The 22,731-nt window shown below is 54.4% G+C and carries 19 protein-coding genes and 1 pseudogene; 4 read left to right on the forward strand and 16 right to left on the reverse strand.

All coding sequences use genetic code 11. The annotated features are described in order from the left end of the window. Positions 1 to 4 precede the first annotated feature (4 nt). The 4 genes from SV7mr_RS12360 to SV7mr_RS12375 all read left to right on the forward strand — a co-directional run bounded on the left by SV7mr_RS12360 (position 5) and on the right by SV7mr_RS12375 (position 5,623). The gene (locus tag SV7mr_RS12360; protein ID WP_145272423.1) at positions 5 to 1,606 is read left to right on the forward strand and encodes an AI-2E family transporter; all 1,602 of its coding nucleotides are present in this window, start codon (positions 5 to 7) and stop codon (positions 1,604 to 1,606) included. A gap of 138 nt (positions 1,607 to 1,744) precedes the next feature. Next, positions 1,745 to 2,308, forward strand: a complete 564-nt coding sequence (locus SV7mr_RS12365; RefSeq protein WP_145272425.1) for a sigma-70 family RNA polymerase sigma factor — start codon at positions 1,745 to 1,747, stop codon at positions 2,306 to 2,308. Further along, positions 2,305 to 3,972, forward strand: a complete 1,668-nt coding sequence (locus SV7mr_RS12370; protein ID WP_145272427.1) for a LamG-like jellyroll fold domain-containing protein — start codon at positions 2,305 to 2,307, stop codon at positions 3,970 to 3,972. The genes SV7mr_RS12365 and SV7mr_RS12370 overlap by 4 nt, the downstream gene beginning before the upstream one ends. Before the next feature lie 52 nt (positions 3,973 to 4,024). Beyond that, positions 4,025 to 5,623 carry a sulfatase gene (locus SV7mr_RS12375; protein ID WP_145278374.1) on the forward strand — a complete coding sequence of 533 codons (1,599 nt, stop codon included), beginning with the start codon at positions 4,025 to 4,027 and terminating at the stop codon, positions 5,621 to 5,623. A gap of 51 nt (positions 5,624 to 5,674) precedes the next feature. On the opposite strand, the gene SV7mr_RS12380 is transcribed toward SV7mr_RS12375, so the two are convergent. From SV7mr_RS12380 to SV7mr_RS12450, 16 genes and pseudogenes are all read right to left on the reverse strand, one after another. Next, positions 5,675 to 5,923 (reverse strand): hypothetical protein, encoded by a 249-nt coding sequence (locus tag SV7mr_RS12380; RefSeq protein WP_419187313.1) that lies wholly within the window; start codon positions 5,921 to 5,923, stop codon positions 5,675 to 5,677. A gap of 10 nt (positions 5,924 to 5,933) precedes the next feature. After that, positions 5,934 to 6,572 carry an RNA polymerase sigma factor gene (locus tag SV7mr_RS12385; protein WP_145272429.1) on the reverse strand — a complete coding sequence of 213 codons (639 nt, stop codon included), beginning with the start codon at positions 6,570 to 6,572 and terminating at the stop codon, positions 5,934 to 5,936. 323 nt (positions 6,573 to 6,895) lie between these two features. Further along, positions 6,896 to 7,285, reverse strand: coding sequence for a putative signal transducing protein (locus tag SV7mr_RS12390; protein ID WP_145272432.1), 390 nt, complete (start codon positions 7,283 to 7,285; stop codon positions 6,896 to 6,898). After that, positions 7,285 to 7,437: a hypothetical protein gene (locus tag SV7mr_RS25335; protein ID WP_419187314.1), complete on the reverse strand. Its 153-nt coding sequence runs from the start codon at positions 7,435 to 7,437 to the stop codon at positions 7,285 to 7,287. The genes SV7mr_RS12390 and SV7mr_RS25335 overlap by 1 nt, the downstream gene beginning before the upstream one ends. Beyond that, positions 7,374 to 7,517, reverse strand: a pseudogene (locus SV7mr_RS25340) (pentapeptide repeat-containing protein); the annotation flags it as partial. The pseudogene SV7mr_RS25340 and the gene SV7mr_RS25335, both read right to left, overlap by 64 nt. A gap of 149 nt (positions 7,518 to 7,666) precedes the next feature. After that, positions 7,667 to 8,230 carry a hypothetical protein gene (locus SV7mr_RS12400; RefSeq protein WP_145272436.1) on the reverse strand — a complete coding sequence of 188 codons (564 nt, stop codon included), beginning with the start codon at positions 8,228 to 8,230 and terminating at the stop codon, positions 7,667 to 7,669. A gap of 326 nt (positions 8,231 to 8,556) precedes the next feature. Then, the gene (locus tag SV7mr_RS12405) at positions 8,557 to 9,933 is read right to left on the reverse strand and encodes an efflux RND transporter periplasmic adaptor subunit (RefSeq protein ID WP_145272438.1); all 1,377 of its coding nucleotides are present in this window, start codon (positions 9,931 to 9,933) and stop codon (positions 8,557 to 8,559) included. Next, on the reverse strand, positions 9,930 to 13,292 hold the full coding sequence (locus SV7mr_RS12410) for an efflux RND transporter permease subunit (RefSeq protein ID WP_145272440.1): 3,363 nt from the start codon (positions 13,290 to 13,292) through the stop codon (positions 9,930 to 9,932). The genes SV7mr_RS12405 and SV7mr_RS12410 overlap by 4 nt, the downstream gene beginning before the upstream one ends. A 760-nt stretch (positions 13,293 to 14,052) precedes the next feature. Then, the gene (locus tag SV7mr_RS12415) at positions 14,053 to 14,502 is read right to left on the reverse strand and encodes a hypothetical protein (RefSeq protein WP_145272442.1); all 450 of its coding nucleotides are present in this window, start codon (positions 14,500 to 14,502) and stop codon (positions 14,053 to 14,055) included. A gap of 153 nt (positions 14,503 to 14,655) precedes the next feature. Then, a complete protein-coding gene (locus SV7mr_RS12420; protein ID WP_145272444.1) occupies positions 14,656 to 15,183 on the reverse strand; it encodes a hypothetical protein in 528 nt (175 codons plus the stop codon). A gap of 404 nt (positions 15,184 to 15,587) precedes the next feature. Continuing rightward, a complete protein-coding gene (locus tag SV7mr_RS12425; RefSeq protein WP_473163634.1) occupies positions 15,588 to 16,217 on the reverse strand; it encodes a class I SAM-dependent methyltransferase in 630 nt (209 codons plus the stop codon). 178 nt (positions 16,218 to 16,395) lie between these two features. Beyond that, the gene (locus SV7mr_RS12430; protein WP_145272446.1) at positions 16,396 to 16,905 is read right to left on the reverse strand and encodes a cytochrome c; all 510 of its coding nucleotides are present in this window, start codon (positions 16,903 to 16,905) and stop codon (positions 16,396 to 16,398) included. 1,465 nt (positions 16,906 to 18,370) lie between these two features. Continuing rightward, a complete protein-coding gene (locus tag SV7mr_RS12435) occupies positions 18,371 to 19,012 on the reverse strand; it encodes a hypothetical protein (RefSeq protein ID WP_419187315.1) in 642 nt (213 codons plus the stop codon). Between the two features lie 366 nt (positions 19,013 to 19,378). Further along, positions 19,379 to 19,807 carry a hypothetical protein gene (locus SV7mr_RS12440; RefSeq protein ID WP_145272450.1) on the reverse strand — a complete coding sequence of 143 codons (429 nt, stop codon included), beginning with the start codon at positions 19,805 to 19,807 and terminating at the stop codon, positions 19,379 to 19,381. A gap of 889 nt (positions 19,808 to 20,696) precedes the next feature. Further along, a complete protein-coding gene (locus SV7mr_RS12445; protein ID WP_419187316.1) occupies positions 20,697 to 21,203 on the reverse strand; it encodes a hypothetical protein in 507 nt (168 codons plus the stop codon). 886 nt (positions 21,204 to 22,089) lie between these two features. Next, the gene (locus tag SV7mr_RS12450) at positions 22,090 to 22,479 is read right to left on the reverse strand and encodes a hypothetical protein (RefSeq protein ID WP_145272454.1); all 390 of its coding nucleotides are present in this window, start codon (positions 22,477 to 22,479) and stop codon (positions 22,090 to 22,092) included. Between the last annotated feature and the right edge of the window lie 252 nt (positions 22,480 to 22,731).

Consider the following 22,731-nt stretch of genomic DNA (forward strand, 5'->3'; position numbering starts at 1 on the left):
CGCAGTGACCGATTCTAACAACACCTCAGGCGGCAAAGTGAACGATTCGGGAGACATCGAGTCACCGAAAACGGTAAAGCCCCAGGATGCCGAACCCGTCGAATCAACGCGTGGCGGTTTCGGATTTGCACAATCGGGACTGCCTAGTCTTTCACGCGTCACGTCAGTCCTGGCTTTGCTGGGGGGGATCATCGTTGTTGGGCTGTTGTTTTACAAAGTCATGGTGGGATTCTTTGTTCCACTGTTTATGGCTGCGGCACTGGTGGTGATCTTTCGGCCACTGCACCAGTGGTATCTCAACAAGTTTGGTAACCGCCCGCGGATGGCGGCACTCGCCACCACATTGTCGATCATGCTGATGGTTCTGCTGCCGATCTGCCTGGTAGTCTCCATCGCGGTTGGTCAGTTAACGGGATTGGTGCGACGCACAGACCTAAACAACCTCCAACGCACCCTAGAAACGACCCGCGAGCGTTTCGGCCTGGTGCTTCCTCATTCGGACCAGTACCACCAACTGGACGAAATCGCAACGTCCTTGGATCATTGGGACAAGCCAGACTTAGTCAAGACCGAGATCGCCGAAGCAAAGCAGTTGATCCAATACCTGGACGCCGAGGTCTCAGAACGGTCCCCTGACATTCCGCCGGCCGAGGGCAGTGCGGCGGCAAACGCGGTCGACCAACTGGCACAGTTGCGCAAACTCTTGGAACAGCAAGCCGGGTTAGCCAACATCAACGACGAGGAAAGCCTGGCCGAGGCCTCCAACCGAATCGCCGTTGAAGAACAGTTCCACAGCCAGAGCGTGACCGCTTCGGCAGCCATCAACACTTGGATCAACGACTCGCTGGGCGGCAGCATTCGCGCTCAAGCCAAAATGTTGACCAATCCCCGCGAAAAGGAACTGGCGGGCGCCCTGCGCTCGGCCCGTGAATTCATTCAGCCAAAGTTTGTACAGATCTCCGGAGCAACCGGCAAGATTGTGACGCACACCTTGTTTGCGATGTTCATCATGATCATCGCTGTTTTCTTCTTCTTTGTCGATGGTCCATCGATGCTGCAAACCATCATGCGACTCAGTCCGCTGGAAGAAGAGTATGAGCGACAGTTGCTGCTGGAGTTCGACAAGACCAGCCGTGCCGTTGTCTTGGCAAGCATCTTAAGCGCACTGGCACAAGGCATTTTGGCGACCATAGGATTCATTGCCTGCGGGTTCGAATCCTGGGTGCTGCTGTTCATGATCACAACCCTGATGGCTCCGATCCCCTTTCTGGGTGCCGCGTCGGTCTGGGTACCGGCGGCATTGTACCTTGCCGTCGTTGATCAAAACTATTGGGCGGCGGCCTTGCTGGCCATCTACGGAGCAGCACTGGTTTCCCAGATTGACAATGTGATCAAGGCGGTGGTGTTGCACGGCCACAGCGAGCTGCATCCATTAGTCGCCTTGCTCAGCGTCCTGGGCGGCGTCCCTGTCTTTGGCCCCATTGGAATCCTGGTTGGCCCCATGGTGGTCGTCTTCCTGCAGACCTTGCTGGAAATTCTCAACCACGAACTCGCCAGTGCAGACCAAGAGGCAAAATCTGCGGCCGAACCCGCGACTGGGAATTAGCGACCCTTCCCGTTTTTTTCTGAAGATTCCACCGGTAATTTAAAGCGTTGACGGAATACTGTGAGTGCGGAGTCCAATTAGTCGCTTCATTGCCGACTTGGCTCTTCACAGAATCTTCCTCCGAAACGCCCCAGGTTGATGGCCGACACCCCTAACCATGACCGGCAAGACGATTACGCAACCTTCGTCTCCCTGCTTGCCCGCTATGACCAGCAGATTCGCCGGTTCATCGCCATGCTCATGCATTCAAGCGACGCCGTTGATGACGTGATGCAAGAGACCGCCATCGAGTGCTGGAATAAGTTCGAAACCTTCACCGGCCAAGGCGATCCCGACGAGCCGGAAGAATTTGTCCGCTGGGCGAACGTGATTGCTCGCTACAAAGTCCTTTCCTGGCAGCGTGATCGAGCTCGTGATCGACTGGTCTTTCAAGAGGAATTGGTGCATCTGTTGGCGGACACCGTCCACGACGAATGGGACCGTTTGGAATCCGAGCGGCAAGCGGTTCAGGCCTGCCTACAAAAGCTTCCGCCACGTCAACGACAACTTGTCCTCAGCGTGCACTCGCCAGGTCAATCCGTTGCCGACGTGGCCCGCCAAACGGGACAGAAGCCGCGCCGGCTTTACACCGTCCTGAATGGGCTGAGAAAACAACTGCTCCTTTGCGTTCAAGATCGGATCACCGTCCAGGCAAGCCAATGACAGCCGCCCCCCACGAACTCATCGATGCTGCACTTGATGGCAGAATCAGTGAAGCCGACTTTGCGCGTCTCCAGGATGCCATGCTTCACGATGCTGAACTGCGTTTGGCTTACCTGCGTGCGAACAATTTGCATCAGGCGATCAGGGAGCAGGCTGCGTTTCTGTCAGCTGCCTCACAATCCGCGAGCGACGACAACGGCTCGTTCTTGCCCACCCCAGCACTGCCTCCCTCGGCAACTGCGATACGTTGGCCGGTGAAGTTAGCGCTCGCAACTGGACTAGCCTTTTGCATCGCCAGTCTCGCCTACTTTGCAGGCTGGAATGCATCGACCAGCAACCGACTGACCGGCAACTCAACAGAAACGCTGTTATCCGGACATGCCACGCTGCGTCGTTCTCTAAACATCAACTGGACGGACCAGCAGTCGCCATTTCAAGATGGCCAGGTTCTGCCGCAAGGCAAACTTCAATTCGCGGCCGGGGTCGCCGAGATTGATTTCTTTTGTGGTGCCAGCGTTGTCATCGAAGGCCCCGCCGACCTGGACATTGTCTCTGACTGGGAGGTCACCTTGCACACCGGTCGCTTGCGAGCTTCCGTCCCCCCAGCGGCTCGTGGCTTTAAAGTCAATGCTGCCGAGACACAGATCGTTGACCTGGGAACCGAATTTGCCGTCGTGGTCTCCGATCGCAACGCCGACGTGCAAGTCATTGATGGCGAGATTCGTATCGACGGTGGCCAGCTGGACGGAACCCACTTGCTAACCGGACAACGACGAAGCCTGACTCATGATCAACCCACTGATTCAGCCCTTGAATCGATCCTTACCACCAAGCAGTTGCAACTGAAGTACCAAGACGCCTTGGCTTCGCATTGGCTACGATGGCAATCAGCCACTCAAAGCATCGCAGCCCGCGACGACTTGATCGCCTATTACCCGATCACGTCATGTATTCAGGGACGCACCGTTCAGAATGTCGGCCCCACCGGTTCGCTCAATGATGGACAAATTGTGGGACCTGTCCAAGTTGATGATGGCCGCTTCCCTGCCCTGTCTTCAGCCTTGGACTTTTCATCGCCCGGTTCTCGCGTCCGCACACGCATTGACGGAGAATTCTCGGCGTTCAGTTTCACTTGCTGGGTCAACATCAATCGCCTAGACAATCTGTACAACGCCCTGTTCATGGCCGACGGTTATGAAAATGGCGAGCCACACTGGCAAATTCGCAACGACGGCAGCTTGATGTTCTCTGTGATGGTCGATGACACTCAAGAGATCAAGGTGAACACTCGCTTTGAAGACAAACCCGTGACCGACGCTGGCCTGCACCGTGTCTATTTCACCAAACCCGTATGGAATGATTCCATGCGTGATCGCTGGATCCATTTGGCCGCTGTCTATGACCTGGACGGACGCAAGGTGTCCCAGTACGTCAACGGTGAACTCGTTGGCGAAGAAACCATCCCCCAGAAGTTTGTCCCCCAAACGTTGCGTATCGGCGGCGCCGAACTTGGCAATTGGGGACAGCCCTTTCGCAATTCACCATGGTTCGCCGTTCGAAACTTGAACGGTAAAATCGACGACATGTTGCTACTGGATTCCGCTCTGGACGCACAAGCCATCCGCGCTCTTTATCAACTGGGTAAACCACTCGGATATGAATAATCCGCCTGCCTCTCGACTGAGTCATCTGTTCATTGTTCCCATCGTGATCGCCATGTGGGCGGGACTGGTCGCTGCGGAACAGCGTCCCAATATCCTGTTCATTGCCGTTGACGACCTGCGTCCCGAACTCGGATGCTATGGGTCTCCGATTGCCCAGAGCCCAAACTTGGATGCGCTGGCTGATGACGGATTGCTCTTTCACCGCGCCTATTGCCAACAAGCAATCTGCCGTCCCTCCCGAGCCAGTCTGATGACAGGAGCACGGCCTGACACCACCGGCTTGTACCATAACTACGTTGCCCTGCGCGATCTGCAACCCCAAATTGTCACGCTGCCGCAGCACTTGATCCAGCACGGATATGAAACGGCTTACTGCGGCAAAATCTTCCACCGTGGCGATACGGATGACGCGCAATCATGGAGTCGCACTGCGGTTCGAAAAGTCCCTGGTCTTCCCCGGCCGAACGGCCCCTATGCTCTGCCTAAAAACAACCAACTAAAAGCCAGCAACTTGAAAGCGATGATCGCCAAGTACGGCGACCAAGCCAAACGCGGCCTAGCACAGGGGCCCGCATACGAGAATGCAGATGTGCCAGACCATGCCTACAACGACGGTTACAACACGCAAATGGCCATCGCGACGATGAAGGAGATGGCAATGGATCCGAAGAAACCATTCTTCCTCGCGATGGGATTTCATCGGCCTCACCTGAACTGGACCGCCCCCAGCAAATACTGGGACTTGTACGATCCAAAACAGATCCCGATGTCCGCACAACCCATTGGGCCAACAGCGGGAGCCGCAATGGGGCTGCACGCCTCATTTGAGCTGCGGACTCGCTATGGAATCCCCAAGCACGGCGACCTCCCCAAACCGCTCGCAAGGACACTCAAGCATGCCTACCTCGCCTGCGTTAGCTATGTCGATGCTCAGATTGGACTGCTGATCGATGCTCTCGAACAACAAGGGCTACGTGAGAACACCATCATCATTGTCTGGGGCGATCATGGCTGGCACCTCGGCGACATGGGCATCTGGGGAAAAGCCACCAACTATGAAATCGCGACGCGCGTTCCCCTGTTGATCTGGACGCCCAACATGAAGACACGCGGCAAAGGCACCGACGCATTGGTTGAACTGGTCGATATCTACCCCACTCTTTGCCAACTATCAGGCGTGCCCTGTCCCCAGCACGTGGAAGGCAAAAGCTTTGTCCCGCTATTGAATGATCCCGATCAGACCTGGAAACAGGCCGCCTACAGCCAGTACCCTAATCCCGCACTACGCGAATGGGCAGCCAACCCGCTCTCAGACGCCATGCGAGAAACTTGGTTTGGCCCGCTGATCTCGGACGTCGAGCAACGCATCATCAAACAGCAGGGATCCTCCTGGGACCGCGAACTGTTTGAAAAACATCTGATGGGTTACACCATGCGCACCGATCGCTATCGATTGGTGCTTTGGCTTGACCATCGCGATCGTGACTCGGAAGCTCTCTATGCAGAGCTTTATGATCACGAAACCGATCCGCTAGAAACCACGAACATTGCCGCTGAGCACCCTGCTCTGGTCACCAAACTCAGTCACCAACTAAGAGCCCAGTGGAAACAAGCCGGCGACAAAGTCGGCTCTGCTGCCGGTGTTCAATAGCCCAATACAGACGCAATCGCGCTGCGAGCCCCTTCCGGCAAAACGCCGAAATCAATCCTCTGCATCGATGGCCTGCAGGGCATCGATTAACATGCTGTGCTCAGCTTGACAACAGGGACACTGTTCAAGATGCAACTGGACAATCTGCATCGCCTCGGGAATCGGTTGCCCCAGCAATTCCAGTTCCGTGAACTCGGCCAAATGCTCAAAGCAGCCATCGCAATCCAGGCAGTCCTGCTTCGCATCACGAACCATCTGTAAAAGCTGAGCCCGCTGCTGTTCAGTAAGTTTGCTCATCATAAGGCTCCGCTCAGTGGGTTCCAAAATTCAAGTCGTCACTGGCGACACCAGCGGCTTCTAAACCAGACCGAAGTTTCAGTTTTGCGTCGTGAATCAGTTTGTAGACGCTGTTCCGATTACTATCGGTCTTTGCCGCGATCACTTCAACTGGCAAGCCGTCAAGCAAGGCACGAATCGCGACACGCTGCCGATCCGTCAACACTTCATCGATCAGTTGCTGAAGGACAGCAATCATGCCCTGTTGATCCACAACCTCGGCTGGAGACTGTTCAACCGAAGTCACGTCAAACGTTGTTCCGCGATCGCGGCTCAATGAGTCCAACGAGACATCTGCAAAATGCTTGCGACGACGTTTGCTAATGGCAATCCGCGTTGCAATGGTCATCGCCCAGGTCGTGAATCGACTGCGGCCTTGAAACTGTTGGAGCGATTCAAGCACTTTTAGCAACGCTTCTTGAACAACGTCCTCCAAGTGCATTCCAACCGAATTGCCAGCACCGAACGATTTCGACAAGCCACGCAAGAGAATCCTACGCAGCTCCTCAATCGCTTCATCACGGGTAACTTGATTCCCCTGCAACCGCGCGATCCAAGAATCCGGCGCTGAGGACGCGATCGTCTCAATCGCGTCGTGGGCGGCATCTTCCATGCTAGAAAACCTTTCAATGACGGTCCGATCCATGCTGATCGTTTGACAAAGCTCTTTACCTCTAGCTGCCAATGACTGATTGACGCTATCAGCCGCCAAGATCTTACCCGATGACTCAACCGACCACAGAAAAACTTTGGCAAATCGGCCGTCTACACCATGCTTCCGCCCGGCCGATTTCCCGTGCGAAGCCCCAACCAAGACGTTCCTCAACAACCCGCCAAACGACCACCGCTGACGAACATGCCAGCATGATCATGACGCAAACCGAACGAAAACAAATTCCTCGCCACGCCACCTTTCAGCTGACCCCAGCAACCATGTTACAGCAACAGTCCAATCAGCAGCGTCAGCAGACACAGCAGCATCAATCCGGCGATGATCGCGCTAATCAGATTTTGACGCCTCTCGGATGCGACGCTCCCATCAACGCCAGCACTAGCCATCGCTTCAGTCTGGTCAGCGATGCCCCCAGCGACGACTCCGGCCAAAGGATCCGCAGCGTCCAAACCTGTTAGCACTCCACTGGCCGCCACCCAATCGCTCTGCAGTACCATCACGTCCACAAAGCCCGGAGCCTCCGCCTTGAACCCCGAGGTGAATCCGCCAACGGCCATCGCCTTGACCCCGTTATCTTCCAACAGGTTCACAATCGCCGAAGCATGAATCTCCGAGGGGAGCGTCACCAAACGTTTCAGACCTTGCTTTGTCATCAGAACAACCACCTCGTGTCTAGAGTCGCGGCAAATGCAAAGCACATTGCATCGGCAAACCGCACATGATACCACACTGCATTAGAAAACACTGCCTGAGCGAACACTGCCTGAGCGAACACTGCCTGAGCGAACACTGCCTGAGCGAACACTGCCTGAGCGAACACTGTGCCCAATGACCGACGACAGGATGCGTGCAATTTGGCGACCGAGAACAGACTTCGGCAAGCACGGCATCATGATCGCGGCATTTGCTTCCCCCGAGCGAGAATCTCAATCAGCCCTGTGACGACCTGCGGCTGAAACTTTGATAACAAGCCGAGCCGAAACACTCCCCAGTTGAATGGCAAGCTCTGCCAGACCGGGCGTTGCGACGGCGCTTCATTCACTCGCTGAGTCTGGTTCAGACAGCGCGTTCCAGTCCTCCTCAGAGGCCATCGACTTTTGGTACTCCATGACGATCTTCCAACCCGTCGCTGTCTTACGCAGCAAACCCTCAAAGTTGACGTATTGAACCACCTCCTCATCGCCCTCGCCCGTGCTGGTGTAACGAAAGATCCCCGTCTCATGAGCGGTCGTGTCGTCATGCAAACGCTGTGAGAAACGAAACTGCACGGAGGCCTTCATGCGTTTGGCCCGCGTCGCATCGAACCCGGACTTCCATCGCTGCAAGGCCTGCGTTAGTGGATAGCTTGTCTGCTTCACACCGGAGACCAGCACGCCCTCGGTGTGACAGGTCGCCGTGTAACCTTCAAAATCTCCTTCTCCAACACTGCGAGACACCTCGGCCCAGTAAGCGTTTAGCTCCGCGAGGGACTTCGTGGACTTTGTTTCCGGTTCATCCGCTTGGCAGAACATCGCCTGCCCCAACAGTCCATGGGAAAGCATTGACTGACTGGCAACAACCAACAGGCCCCAGCACAGACCTCGAACCAACTGACTCATCTCTATTCTCCCTGTTCGTGCAACACACAGCTGTAAACCTCAACTCCCTCAAGCATAACGAACGCCTTTCCCTCCCATCGCTCCGCAGGCGAAAACAGTTCCAGCTTTTCTGCATCGACGCATTCAAGTTCGCTGAGGTGGCCCCCAAACCCCAGGCCACCTCACTATCTCTTGGCCACTTCCTGGAACGATTGGACGGTCATACGCTTTGCCCAGTAAAGCAATGACGCGATCGCTCCAGCTAGCTGAATTCGCGACGCCCCGTCCTGCACAACCACCAAGCGTCTTCCATAGCACCGACTCATACTGACGAAGATTCGCAGCGTCTAGTTCAACAAACGGACTTCTGTCCCGGACTGCAAGCGTTCATTGCCTTCGATAATCACGTGCTGCCCTTCCTGAATGTCACCGAGTACCTCAACGGAGCTCTCGTGCGCAATTCCGATCGCTACTTCAACCTTCGTCGCAACCGTTTTCCCACCTTCCGACTCGCTGACAACCATCACCACCGGCGTGGGTCCACCCAGCACCAGAGCGTCTTTGGAGACGGTGATGGCGGAACGTTTCGCGCCATAAACGGTTGCCCTGGCCTGCATGCCGTCGCGAAGCAAATAGACTCCATCGTGCTGTGGGTTCTGCAGACGAATCCGAACCGGGAACGTCCTCGCCCGCTGATCAGCACTCGGCCCGATCCCTTGAATCTTCCCTTCAAGAGTCCGCTCCCCATTGGGAAGGGCCGCTATCCAAAGCGGCACAATATCTCCTGCCCTGAGCTCATTGACAAGCGACTCCGGAACATGCACTACGACATCAATGGGATCCAGAGAAACAACCTCGGCGACAGGATCGCCACGGTTGACCCACTGGCCCACTTCGGTGTGTTTCTGGACAACGTGACCAGCAAACGGTGCCTCGATGGTGTGGTAGGACCGCAGAATGTTCAGATGAGCGACTTCTTGCTTTTGCTTTTCAACTTTCGCGACCGATTGAGCGATCTGTTCCCGGCGGGGACCAGCGATGATTAGATCATGATCCGCCTTGGACGCCACCAGTTTCTGCCTTGCCGCCTCGGCCACTGACTCCGCGGATTCGTATTCATCACCGGACGCCGCGTTACGGATCTTGAGACTTTCACTTCGCATCAGCCGTGCATCGGCAAGCTCTAAGATCGCCTGGGACGCCTCCCAATTTGCCTTCGCTCGGGCCACTTCTTCAGGACGGCTTCCGCTGCGAAGCTCCTCCAGTTCGTACTCTAGACGCTGCAGTTCTGCCGTCGCAGCAGCGATCTCTGCATCAATGGTCTCCGCGCTCAACTCTACGATTGGCTCCGCAGGTGACACGCCGTCCTCAGCCTCGTTGGCGGCAACGAGGTCACCGGACTCGACGTTCACTGCAATCACGCGTCCATCGACTGGGCTACCAACCACACTTCGACGAATTGCACTGACGGTTCCGACCAAAATAGATTCCGAAACAACCTCTTCGCGGATCGCCGGTTCAGCGTGAACCGCCGTTGCAGGTGAGGTGGCAGCAACGCCGGGCACATCGCTGCTATCAGTCGGTGTTGCCTCGCAGCCGGGCAACGAGCACATCAACACGCCGTACACGAATCCCAGCACAGGCCAAACATTTGCCGGGCAGAAACAGGAAACACCGAACGGCTGCATCGTGTGTCCGAAGCTTTTTGATGGATTTGAATTCATGACAGATTCGATTCTCTGACAGACAGGTTTGCCACCGATGCCTCTTGTTCACGGGGACTGAGATGATTTCCAACAGGGATCGGCGGATCGGCTAAAAGCGACTTGCGAGACATTGCTTGTCGCGCGTCCATCACAAGACTGAAAAAGCTAGGAACCAGGAACAGCGTCAACATCGTCGAAACGACCAACCCGCCCAGGACCACACACCCAAGCCCTCGATAAAGCTCGCTGCCGGCACCCGGCATCACCACCAGCGGAAACAGCCCCAACACCGTCGTCCCGGTGGTCATAAAGATCGGCCGAATGCGACTGCGAACACTCTCCACAACGGCTTCCTGGGAAGACAGCTTCCCGGCGCTCAAGTGGCCAATCGAATGATGGACAATCAAGATAGCATTATTCACTGCTGTGCCAATCAGAATCACGAAGCCCAACATCGTGATAATATCCAGCGGTTGATCCGTCCACCAGTTGGCCAACCAAAGACAAGCGACTCCGCCTGCCGCCGCCAAGGGAACTGTCAAAATGATGACCAGGGGATAGACCCACGATTCGAACAGCCCCGCCATCAGCAAGTAAGTGATCACTAAGGCTAACAGCAGATTGAACCGCATCGCTTGCCAGGAATCGGAAAGACGGTCCGCGGTTCCGCCAAGAGACACTTGTAACCCGGCCGGGAGTGCTCCCTCGGCTTTCATGACATCGATTACATCACGCTGGACCACCTCCAACGCTCGCCCCAGCGAGACGCCATCAGGAGGACGGACTTCAACGGTGATCGCTCGGCGTCGCTCAATGTGACGAATCGACGGCGGACCACTGCTGATCTTGAACTCTGCCAGCGAGGACAGTGTTACCAGACTGGCGTCTCGGGTCACAACCGTCCGATTGCCAAGATCCTGGAGATAGGACGCATCACTACCATCGCCAATGATCCGCAGATCGATCTTCTCTCCCTCGGTCGTATAGTCTGCCACAAACGCTCCGTCCGTCAGAGCATCCACGATGTACCCCAGCTCCGTCGCGTTGATTCCTACTTCAGCGACCCGATCCCAGTGGGGCAACACATGCAATTCCGGATTTGCATTCCAAAGTCCCGGGACCGCAGAAGTTCTGGAGTCAGGGATCGCGGTTTCGATGCGTTGCTGAACCTGCTGGGCCAAACGAATGACCGCATCCAAATCTGGCCCTGTTAATTCGATATCGATCTTGCGTGAAGAGCCAGGGAAAAGGCTCAGCTGATAAGCGCTTCCACGCATGTCAGGGATCTCAGCCGAAAGAGACTGTAGAACCGGTATCCACTGACGAATTTTAGCCGGGTCTTCCGTTTGCACCTGGACCATCACTTCGTGTGGTTGAGCTCGTACAAGTAGATCGCTTAGCGCTGGCAGATCAAGCTGCTGCGCCTCGGGCGAAGAAGGATCAACCTCCCAGTACGGCAAAAACTTCTCGAAGAGCTTCCGCGAAATGGCCTCTGTCTTGTCGACGTTGTATCCAGGCGGCGGATGCAACTTGCACATCACACGAGCCTTGTTTCCGTCTGGCAAGTATTCAACATCTGGGAACAGACACCAGCAAACAAAAAGGGCACCGCTAACAAACACGGTTACAATTGTCAGCCGACGAAGCATACTGGCCAGTAGCCATTGATTTGTATTGGCCACCCAGCAAACAAACCCTTTTGCCGCACGATCCACAACAGTGTTTGACGCAGAACGGTCGCTATCCTGCCCCGAAGCTAACAACCGAGCCGAAGCCGTCGGAATCAGCGTGATGGACACAATCAATGACAATCCCACCGCGGCGCTGATCGCGAGGGCAATGTCACGAAACAACTGGCCGGCTTCCTCTTGAGTAAACAAAACGGGAACGAAGACGGCCAAGGTTGTCAACGTAGACGCCAGGACAGCGCCCCAGACCTCTCGCGTGCCTTGGATTGCCGCCTCTCGCGGAGTCGCTCCGCGTTGGAATTTTCGATAGATGTTCTCCAGGACCACCACCGAGTTGTCAACGATCATCCCAACCGCAAACGCTAGACCGGCAAGACTGACAACATTCAAGGAGCGACCTAGCAAACGCAAGATCAGAAACGTGCCAACGATACTGGTGGGAACAGCGATCGCGATGACGATCGTCGAACGAGCACTCCGCAGAAAAGCAAGCAAGACCAAAACGGTAAGGATCCCACCGATCACGATATTCTGCTTGACCAGTCCTACTGACGAATCAATGTAGTCAGCGTCGCTCCAGACTTCAGTGAGCTTCATCCCGCGCTGAGCAAGCAGCCCTTCATTGAGCTCTGTCGAAACGGCTCGCAACTCGTCAACGATTTCCAACACATTGGAACCGGTTTCAGGAAGCACTCCGAGTCCGATCAATTCGCTTCCGCCGCGACGATACGAATCGGTGGCCCGCCGGTAACCCAGCCGCACCTTCGCTACGTCTCCGACATAGGTCGTCACATCATCCTGCGTGGCAATGATCGTGCGTTCAATTTGTGTCGGTGCCGAGAACTGACCGAGTGTCCGAACAACATAGCGACGTTTTCCATCCCAAATCTCACCACCGGATGTGTCCTTGTTGCGGCTGCGCAGCGCGGTACGTAAGTCATCAATCGTCAGCCCACGAGCTGCGAGTCGCTCCGGATCAACGATCACCTGCATCTCTTCGGCCTGACCGCCCATCAAGAACGTATCGGCAACACCACGAACTCGATCAAAACGTGACTTCACATGTTCATCGATGAAACGCCTGGTTTTCCTGATGTCAGCAATCTCAACAAGGTCACCAATCTCGGGAAATTCTCCTGACAATTGATTGATCCGATACAACCGCAGATCCCATTTGTGAGCGTCCAAAAGCGGTTGGCAGACGGCGTCCAAATGAGGGTGTCGCCGAACAAAGTCCCGAAGCTCCGCGTCAGAAGGAACACGGGGACTGAGAACATACCAGCAGACCGGCCGGTCAGAGAGATTGGCCGTCGAAATGATCGGCTCGAATGCGTCATCAGGGAATTCACGCAGTTGATTGATACGCGAATTCAGTTCAAGCATTGCAAGGGTGATGTCAGTCCCAACCGGAAACTCCATCGTGACCGACCCCTGGGAGTAATGACTCCAGGATGTCATTTTTGTCATGCCCTTGATGTCTTTGAGCTGCTCCTCCAAACTCTGGACAATCTCATGCTCGACCTCATATGGACTTGCCCCTGGCCACACAACCGAAACCGAGATCGTCGGCTTCTTCACCTCCGGTGTCAGCTGAATCGGAATCTGCCAAAGCGCGATGCAACCAAATAGCACCACGCCGATCATGGTCACGGCGACTTTGACAGGATTTCGAACGCAAAACTCAATCACAACGGGGAAATTCTCTCGATCAGGACGGTCTCTGATGCTTCACGCAACCGCATTCCAGTAAACGAAACACCTTTCAAGTCTGCACGAATCAACAAGCCTAATCAGAGGAGTGTCCCTTGAGTCGTTCTGCCAGCCTGGGACGTCCCGGTTTACAGCTCTTATGCCGGACCCTAACTCCTGATCCGGTGGCGAGGCCCAAATCGATCCAGATTCCTTCGCAGATTGAGCCCAGAACGACCCGAGACAAATCGTCGCTCCAATCAGCCGTTCAAAATCCTTTGTCAGGCCAATCTACAGGCCCGCAGCCATTGATTCTCATCAGCAGGATTCATGGTTCCAGTTCGCTCCTCGCAACATCCAAAACCCTACTACTCACTAAACGCGCAAAACTCCCCTTCCATGGACACCCTTTTCCGCGATTTCCCAAACCAAAGCCAAGCGGAGCCTCCCCAAGGCCCCTCCGGCTCAATTCAAGCATCCCGCGTTAACGTTGCCAGGTCTGTCATCACCGCTTGGTCTGTAACACTGCTTGGTCTGTAACACTGCTTGGTCTGTAACACTGCTTGGCAAGTAACTCGGAGAAGAGCCAGACTCCGACAGGCTCATCAACTGTCCAGACTGTCCCCTGAGACTCTCACTGGTCTCTCCGTCAACAACGAATCGAATCGAGTGTTTGATGACGGAGTTTTCCTTGTCTCGCGTCTGTTGTCACATAGAGCCGCGCCAGATCCTAACAACTGGCGGAGCTTACGCCGCTCGTTCAGCGAACAGATCGAACAACGATCTTCACCTTCCGCGGATGACCGTCCGAAATGACTTGACAAAGTCCTGGCTTGCCGTCCTTCTCTCCCAGATGAGTCCGCGAATCTCCATCGAGAACGAACGTCGTCAGGTAGTATCTGCGGCGTGGCTTGACTTTTCCCTTGGCACCAATTTCAATTTTCAACTCCGTCGCTTTTCCCTCGGAATGAGAGAACGGGTCTTTCGAAATCTTCTCAACGAGATCGGCACCAACATCAGCCAACAGCGGATCATACTCGTACAGCCGAAGCTCAAGCGTACGGTCGGTGAACGACGCAAGTTCCTTTGGCAGCGTCACCGTGGCGGTCACTTTCGTCGATTCGTCGGTCTTGTCCTCAGCCATCAACCGTGCTGAACCAAACAGGGCAAAAGTAAACAATGCTGAACCAAACACGGCGATGGCAAGCATTGCAGTTTGTCTCGGAAAACGATTCATGATGTAAACTCGCTGATTAATGGGACTTAAAACACACAACGACGGCATCACCAGGCGACGACGATCCACGCTGTTAGCCAGTTCCGCCGCGCCGCCTTAAGAGATTGCTCGCTGTCAGCTGATTGCCTACCAACCAAATGGAACCCAGTAGATTTTGTCGGCCAACTGAACGAACCGCAGCTTACCGATTTCATGACGGTCTGAATCGGGCACCTTGATCTTTATCTTGATCGAGTGCAGCTTTGCTTCCGCTTTGCCATCGCCGAACGCCTTGGTGACCGACGCCTTGGTGACAGAAACGAGTTCCTCGGCCGTCACCAGATCAGCGAACTGGAGCTCATTGAATGACTGATTAACCAACGAAGCTGACCTAAAGTTCTTAGTCAAGAATCTATTGACATCTTCAAGTTCCTCCTTCAAGTCCGGCGAAACCGAATCCAAATCGGGATACAGCTTGAATCCAGACGCCTGACCATCAGCAATGTGTTCAAAGACTCCCTCCACGTCCTGTTTGTCGATCAGAACGAGGCACTTTCGGAACAGCACAATGCACCGAGTGCGAGTGTCCAGCGGCCGAAACGTGTCTTCCGCTAACAAGACTGGCGAACACAACAAGAGTGCGCTGACGGCGATGATGGTGTGAGCTAGTTTCATGACGTATTTGATAGGAATGGGGAGCGAAATCGATCGCAGAGACAACCAGGAGGTTAGCTTATCCAGCCCTCTGTACCAACATACCCGAGACGCATTATCAATGCAGAGCGACAGATGACATCCCTCCCCATGAAACCACACGCTGCCTAAAGCGTTAACACAGCGTCCATCGCGATGTCCTTTAGGGCCTCGCTGCCCCATTTTCCGTGCCGATCCGACGCAACGGATTTCTTGAATCTGGATCCTCGATTGCACGACAAAATCTGCAAAACCACTAAGGTTTCGTCAACAGATTGGTCCGATAGAGTCGCGTGGGACAACGTAAGATCAAAACAGACCATACGGCAACGAGCGATTGCCCATGCTCAAAACGCCTGAACTGGGGGCTCTCATGCACTTCGCAGCTAGTTGCTTCTCCGCACAATGGCAAGCATTGTTTTGGCGAGTTGCGGGATGCGTCCAACTCGATCAATGCGTTCGACGGTCAGACCAGCCTCAGTTAGCAGCTGTGTGAGAGTCTTGGGGGACCAAAATTTGATGTGACCATGATCCCAAAGAGCCGTAAAGTGCTTATCCATTTTGCCTGTCAGGGCGAGCGCAAGATTCTTGCAATACCCATGGTACGGAGTCGAAATCAGCGCGTACCCACCGGGCGACAGAAGATTGTAAACGCACTTCGCGTAGTCTCGCGGAGCATACACGTGTTCAACCACCTCGAGACTAGTCAACAACGAAAAGCTGCCAAAGGTCTCATGCAGCGGATCATAAGCAGACCCAACCTTCAAATTGATTGACGGGTGAGCGGCATTGGCCGCAGCAATGCCCGTCTCTGAGGGATCAACGCCACTGACAGTGAACCCCTTTTGGTCCAACCAGCTTGCGACAGCACCATTGCCGCAACCAAGGTCAAAGGCCGTTGATGGCTCGATTTGAAAGTCACTCAATGCCTTTTCGATCGCAGGCAACAGGTACGAATGCACGCACCCGCATTCCGATTCGGAGTAACGGTATCCAGAAATGTCAGTCTCGGTCACAATAAGCCTCTCCTTGATGCCAACCTGGTTGAACCAAGCATGCGTGCGAACCCGTGCAATGCCACGCGAACGTGCTATCCTCATCATGCAGCGACAGAAACTAACTCCAACAATGACAAGCGTAACCTGCCGTGGGCCGCACGGTCAACACGTTTTGAAAAAGGTTCCCGGGCACGATTCACTTATCTGTGATCCCGTGACCAAGCGGCGTCAGGATCGGCGGACTACCAATTGACACCTCTGATTGATGGCAAGCGTTACAACTGGCGGTCATCAAAAGATAACCGCGTTTGGCGGCCGCAAAGTCTTTCTCTTTCGCCGCACGATACAACGCTGTTGCATGTTTCTTGACGGCAATGCTGTTCTCTGGCCAGTTCTGTTTTGCCTTCGGTTTGAACGCATTGGACGAACGCCGCCGAAGCAGACTCCCACCACCTTCTGCCAACAACAATGCTTCTGATCGCATCCGGCCCCAGTCCGATGCGTCCTTTGGCTCGGCAAGCATGACCGGTTTAAGCCTCCGGTAAGACGGCGCGAACAAGTAGGACATGTGCAGGCTGATGCTATCTTCCACCGGCTTCTTGTTCGCTTCGTCTTGCTCAGCGGTCGGCTCTGTAGCACCGACAACTGCAGGAACCTGCAACAAACCAAACACCAGCACTTGTCCGACAAAAAAGGAAACCTTCATTTGGCTCTCACCTCTCCATGGATAACATTTCGAATCACCGGGCCGTGACCGGAGAATCTCCAACTAAAACCGGATCGAACACGACTCCGATGAACACATCGAGGATAGCGTCTTGCTCACTATCGACTGGGCGTCCTGTCTTCAATGTCCTGGGCCCTTTCTCGGTCCAGAGGAATCACTATTGGCTGGCGCAAGGTGGTGAAATCGATTTTACTGACATCAACCTTGCGAACTCGCCTGTGGTGCTGCGTGTGTCTTTGCTGGCAAACGCGTTCTGTTTCCGTGAGCTCTTCCCGAGCGCAACAGTAAGGACAAACGACAACAATGGCAAGCAAAACGACGGTGAACTTCATGAGTGTCCCCGACAACGATGGCGAAGCAATCCAACTCCCTGATTCATACGCATGAAGTCACAACCCGCTCGACAATGCGGCCGCTTTTTACAATGCTTTTACAAGCTCCCGCGAATCAATCAAGCCGCAACGGCAATGTCCACTCCTCTTCAACGGATAGCACCCAATCGCCCCAGGTGCCCCGTCCGCAACGAACACGATTGCTCGTCGTACAAAAGAAGCAATGCCCGAGCTCCCGAACCTGGAACGCTCATCGGCACTGATTCTCACGAATTGATTAGTGCGTCTTAGTGTTCTGCACCTGCAGCGATTGCCTCCGTTCGCGTTTGAGACGGTAGACTTGACCGTCCAACTCGGGTCGACACCAACGCTGAAAGCCAATCTGGGGATTGTAACACCCGCTGGCCCACTGGAATTCATCGAACCTCCAATTCCTGGGACTCGCTTTTGATGTCGTGTTTTGATTGGTGCGCGGACAACCCGGCCGGCATCAAACAGCGCCTCCATTCAGACGGCTCTTCGCAACACGGATAACCGACGTCCATCAAAACGCTTGGACGGCGATCGCGAATGGCTTGTGGGAATTTGCAACGGGGACACTGGAAACGGACGACTGGCGATGACCAGGACTCGACGAACCAAGCAATGCGCCGAAAACACAGAGTCGAGGTTATCCTGAATTCAACTCCTTCGCCATGCCTCGGTCAAAGCCGACGATCCCTCAATAGACTGCCCCCGGGGAAACGTGACATGGTCCGTTAGCTCACTCTCCCCACACCACATCCTAAGTGCCCCTGCATCACAGCAGAACCTCATCTGAATCGCAGCCAAATTTTCTCTGACAGCGCCCGCCGATTTGAATTCGTGTCCGGCGACATCCCGTCGCCCACCAGGGACTCATCGGAAGGAAGAATTTTTCCGTTACACCATGAGTGTGCGGCAACGGCAACCTTGTCGTCACCGAATCGATGGATGGACATTGCCGAAATCGCCTCTTCTAAGCCCGCATCTCAATCTGATTGCAAGCCCTGCCAGCATCCTTCAACCCAAATCGAAGATGGTCAAGCGCCGCCAACTGAACCGAAGCCCGACGCCAGCGATGGAGAACCAACTCAGCCATCCGTATTGGCCCCAACCGTCACGCTCTCTTCTCGTTTGAGACGATATGATTCTAGCTCAGCGATTCTTACTGAGGTCTCATCTTCAAAGCGATTTTTGACTAATCCCTTCCCGGGTGCAACGAAAATATCGATTCGCAAATCTGATTCAAGGATCTGATAGTGATAACAAGTGAATGTTCCCGCGTTGGTTGTCACTTCTGAGTCTCTTGAGATCACTTTCATGTCGCCAAACTGGGTCTTGTATTTGACCGGCGTTTTCGTAACAGGATATCGAAAGAATAGGATTTCCTCGGAATCCTTGTTCGGACTCGTCTGATCAAAATCGTCAAGAACCGCCTCGTATTGCCCACCCTCTCCACTACGCACCCAGAAATCGTTGCCAAACTCCCGATATTTGTACCACGTCTTCGTTTCAATCGTTTTCTCTTCGACGACACTGGCGAACACGTTTTCACGCTTGAGCAGCGTCCCAGATTTATCGAACTCCGATTCCGAAAACTCCCACTTATTGCCGACACGCAACGGAATCACTTCCAATTTGTTTTGCAGAGCGTGGACAGAAACAACCGTCAACGAAACAACGGCAAGAAAGATCACAATCAAAGCAAGGACGTTTCGTTTCATTCGATTCATCAAGGTGTCTATTGAGTTTTAAAGGGGTCGGGAGTGTACAAATTGAGCCGGAGCAAACACAGCGGCGATTCGTCGCTCTCTTTTCTCCAGGCGATTCGACGTCCCCAACAGTGGAATCTCTTCCACCTCAGTCGAATCGACGGCATCTTCCTCGACACCACTCATGAGGGCCTCGCTGGCTAGCGCACACCGCGAGGCTTCCCTTGGGACGTTGATCGTTCCGTGGATTCCTCTCTGATGCTGAACAGCCTTGCACACTTAGCCGTCAACAACAGCAAACAGAAACGCACGTCCGATGCGTGTAATCAGATACTTCATCACCCGCTCCGTGTTTGCGAGATCGCTAACAATGATAGGGACCAGGAGTTAATCGTACAGGACGTCCGTTCCTGGTTTCGCATCCCCAGCAAGTTTTGCCATTCCCCGATAGAAGAGAGGAATGTTAGCAGCCTCGTTACCCGAAAGTCGTCCGCGGATCTTGTCGAATGCCAAGATCGCAACCCTGTAGTCGGGTTCGCCAATGACCAGCACAGGCTGATCGCGATCCTCATACCAGTAATAGATCCCACCGAAGGCCCGCCGACCAACTTCAAGAACGTAGGAACCAAGCAGTCGGACCAATGCGTCGACGTGAGCCTCGGGCGTTTCATCAAGAAAGTCAGAAGCTTCAACGAGAATTTCGTCTACAACTGCGAGGCTCGACTCTGAGTAGTCCAGAGTGTCGTTTGAGCGATCCCGTAGTTGATCAACGGCGCGTTCTGCTTTGTCAACGACCTGTTGGGCAAGTTTCTTCATTGCGTGCCATTCAGCTAAGTGGCATAGCGTCTGTGAACAGCCGGTTGTGGACGTCGGCTGTCGACCATGTAAAAACGCGCGGGCCACAACTCCGCTGTAGGGGTGTCTTTGGCGCTCCAAATGCGAAATGGGTTCATTTCCGGATCACGCTCCACATCGATCTTACAGGATGCATGATCACAGGATAGGGCTGATAGACAACTTTCCCCTGTCCTCGGCAAGACAGAGGGCCGTCCGAGACACGACGGCGGATGCCCAACGCATTGCTGTCACCAACCCGCCTTTCATACACAATAAGCAACACCGCCGCGCCACGCAAGGAAACCACTGGCAATGATCTGCCCAAATGCTTCGAGCCCAAGAAACGCCCCCTGATCACGACGCCGCTTCTAACCCATTCGTCACAATGCAAAGCTCAAGCCGTGCTCGCACGCACCAATCACCCCGGAAACAATACAAACGGAAATCAATCAGGTTTAACCGCGATGCCTCCATGGGTTCCACCAACCACCGACACCGCAAGGAAGTACACGATTGCAGACCTCACGAATGCCCCGCGAGCAACCAAGCTTTCGTCAAGCCAGCAAAATCCCAGGACAGAACGCATGCAACTACCCCGAATGGAACGAACGCAACCAGCGTCCAAAACGCCGACGACAGTGCACCGATCAAAAACTCCATTTCGGAGGGCGTCACGCGATACTCCGCCATCGGTCCCAACGTCTATGCGAACTCGATGGGAATCAGCAGAGGATCGAAACGCGACAGCGCAAGTGCTGCCGCACCAAGCAGCCTGATCGTCATGAGCATTGCCGCAGAGAACTGCATGTGCGGCGAGTGATTGTCCATTTGCAAACGCTCAGCGTTGCCGCTGGACTGCACTGGAGGCTTACTGGTCTTCCTGAGGCTCAATCTCGATGATTGCTTCACCGTTTCCCTGGAACCCCTTGAGTCGTCCAGTCGGAATCATGCTGGGATCATAGAGGTTTGGCCGATACTGAAAGTCCGGGTTCTCACGTTTCTTCGCAATCATCCTGGCTAGTTCACGCTGGAGCTTTTCGGCTGTTTCCAAATCCATCTGCGCACTAACAGCAGTGAAGTTGTGATGGGGATCATAGAGACGCAACATCACACGTGTATCTGCCAACTCGCGTCCTTGCGAGTCCGTTCCGCGCCAGCTTGTTTCGACGCTCCACTTGAATCGCGATGGAACAGCAACAACACCGGCATCACTTCGCTTGAGGGCGCCAGTGTAAAGGTAATAGGAATTGTCGTTGACGCCTGGATCGAGCGCCGCCGCAAACACAACAGTAAGCGAGGTACCCAACACCAGAACAGCCAAAAAGAAAACTTTTCCACCAGGTCGCATCTTATGCATCCCCACGGTTTGAGTCATTGGTTTGACAAACGCTTGTTCCGATAGCCCGCCGGCAGCGTTGGACTTCCATGAACAATCCCGCTGTCGGCAAAGTCACGTTCATCGCATCGTGCACCTTCCTCCACAGCGGAATGTCGCCCTCCTCTCTCCATGATCCATGGGGCGACACGCTCTCCCAGCACTTAGATTCTACCGTTTCCTCAGCGCCCAAAACAGTCAACTGAGACAGCGAGAAAAAAAGTGCCCGTCACTCCAGAAGCATCAATCCCGTGCTCGATCAGTTCGCACAACACACTAGGATGCCACCGGACCTCAGCGGCAGCCAGTCCCGTGATAAAGAGCCATCTCACAGAGAACATCGGCCGGACAGAGTCACTCAAATCGTTCAGCCAAACTCACGATTCAAAAGCCGCATGCCTGCGTTCATGTCCTTCGTCCCTTTCGTAGTCAATTGAGACCAAGCATCATTTCCAGCCTAAAGTTTCCCCAAAGCGACCACAGCGCACCGTCGCAATCCCACTCGCCCAATTAGCGTAGCCTCCAAAACAATCCCCAAGCAACCACGACGCAACAATCGAAAACGAGGACCGTGTGCAGGAACCGGATGAATCCGTTGGCTTAGATTTCCAAGACGTCCCTCGGTGCTAGCACTGCCCATTGAGATAAACCATCATCGTCCGGAGTTTCGCCCCCCCCATAACCGCTCTCGAGACAATAACCGTGACAGGGAGCTTAACAGAGAGTTGGCGCGAACTCATCATCACGTTTCGCTACCAGCATGCTGAACCCAAATGCAGCCTCAATGACGCTACTCCTAGGAATGTTCGGGACGAAAGCGAAAAGCCAAACGCAGCCAAAATGGAGAGCGTGCGTCAGAAGGCGCGAATTCGCATCCATCACGCAGTCATCCCTGATGACTGGGTGGTCCAGACGGAGGCTGAATCACCGCCCACGTCGGCACTGCCACAGCAGGCAATCGAGCAATAAGCAAAACAATCCCCGCCAGGATGACAAGGAGAGGCATTTCATGGTCGATGCTAAGCAGATCTAACTGCCGCAAAACAGAAAGCAAGCTGCCGATCAGGAAAAACGGGCCGACACAAACCGTCAGCTTGTCAATTCCGTAAAGCACAAAAGGCATGACTCCAACTGCGGCAAGCGCCAGCGTCCACACCCAATTGATGCTTGGTCCAATACCAAACGCAGTCAGCAACCAGCCGACACCTACTATGATCAAGAACAATGGAAACAGGAGTGTACGCTTATCGGGTTTGCACGAAGTCGAGTCAGTCATGAATGACGCATCCGAATAATGAGCATGGGGTTTGAGTAGACCGTGAGCACAGGCGGCGAAAGCTCGACGAAATGGAACAAAGCGAAGAAGCGTTTTCTATCGCCGCGACACATGCATCGAATCGTTCTGCACCAGGCGGGTCACGACCATTGATTTGAATCAAACAGCCAATCAACGAGTGTCTCGCCAGCTACCTCCCAAACAGGACCAACGCGTTACCAGGGCTGCAATCATCAACCCGCGTTTCGACAT

Origin of the sequence: Stieleria bergensis, assembly GCA_007745635.1 — a bacterium.
Classification (GTDB): domain Bacteria; phylum Planctomycetota; class Planctomycetia; order Pirellulales; family Pirellulaceae; genus Stieleria; species Stieleria bergensis.

Excerpts from the sequence above, each read along its gene's own strand:
- SV7mr_RS12415 (WP_145272442.1), bottom strand. The coding sequence starts at position 14,502 with ATGCTTGCCATCGCCGTGTTTGGTTCAGCATTGTTTACTTTTGCCCTG.
- SV7mr_RS12430 (WP_145272446.1), bottom strand. The coding sequence starts at position 16,905 with ATGAAGGTTTCCTTTTTTGTCGGACAAGTGCTGGTGTTTGGTTTGTTG.
- SV7mr_RS12400 (WP_145272436.1), bottom strand. The coding sequence starts at position 8,230 with ATGAGTCAGTTGGTTCGAGGTCTGTGCTGGGGCCTGTTGGTTGTTGCC.
- SV7mr_RS12390 (WP_145272432.1), bottom strand. The coding sequence starts at position 7,285 with ATGACAAAGCAAGGTCTGAAACGTTTGGTGACGCTCCCCTCGGAGATT.
- SV7mr_RS12440 (WP_145272450.1), bottom strand. The coding sequence starts at position 19,807 with ATGAAGAAACTTGCCCAACAGGTCGTTGACAAAGCAGAACGCGCCGTT.
- SV7mr_RS12370 (WP_145272427.1), top strand. The coding sequence starts at position 2,305 with ATGACAGCCGCCCCCCACGAACTCATCGATGCTGCACTTGATGGCAGA.
- SV7mr_RS12450 (WP_145272454.1), bottom strand. The coding sequence starts at position 22,479 with ATGACTGACTCGACTTCGTGCAAACCCGATAAGCGTACACTCCTGTTT.
- SV7mr_RS12445 (WP_419187316.1), bottom strand. The coding sequence starts at position 21,203 with ATGACTCAAACCGTGGGGATGCATAAGATGCGACCTGGTGGAAAAGTT.
- SV7mr_RS12385 (WP_145272429.1), bottom strand. The coding sequence starts at position 6,572 with ATGGAAGATGCCGCCCACGACGCGATTGAGACGATCGCGTCCTCAGCG.
- SV7mr_RS12435 (WP_419187315.1), bottom strand. The coding sequence starts at position 19,012 with ATGAATCGAATGAAACGAAACGTCCTTGCTTTGATTGTGATCTTTCTT.
- SV7mr_RS12365 (WP_145272425.1), top strand. The coding sequence starts at position 1,745 with ATGGCCGACACCCCTAACCATGACCGGCAAGACGATTACGCAACCTTC.
- SV7mr_RS12380 (WP_419187313.1), bottom strand. The coding sequence starts at position 5,923 with ATGATGAGCAAACTTACTGAACAGCAGCGGGCTCAGCTTTTACAGATG.
- SV7mr_RS12405 (WP_145272438.1), bottom strand. The coding sequence starts at position 9,933 with ATGAATTCAAATCCATCAAAAAGCTTCGGACACACGATGCAGCCGTTC.
- SV7mr_RS12375 (WP_145278374.1), top strand. The coding sequence starts at position 4,025 with ATGTGGGCGGGACTGGTCGCTGCGGAACAGCGTCCCAATATCCTGTTC.
- SV7mr_RS12420 (WP_145272444.1), bottom strand. The coding sequence starts at position 15,183 with ATGAAACTAGCTCACACCATCATCGCCGTCAGCGCACTCTTGTTGTGT.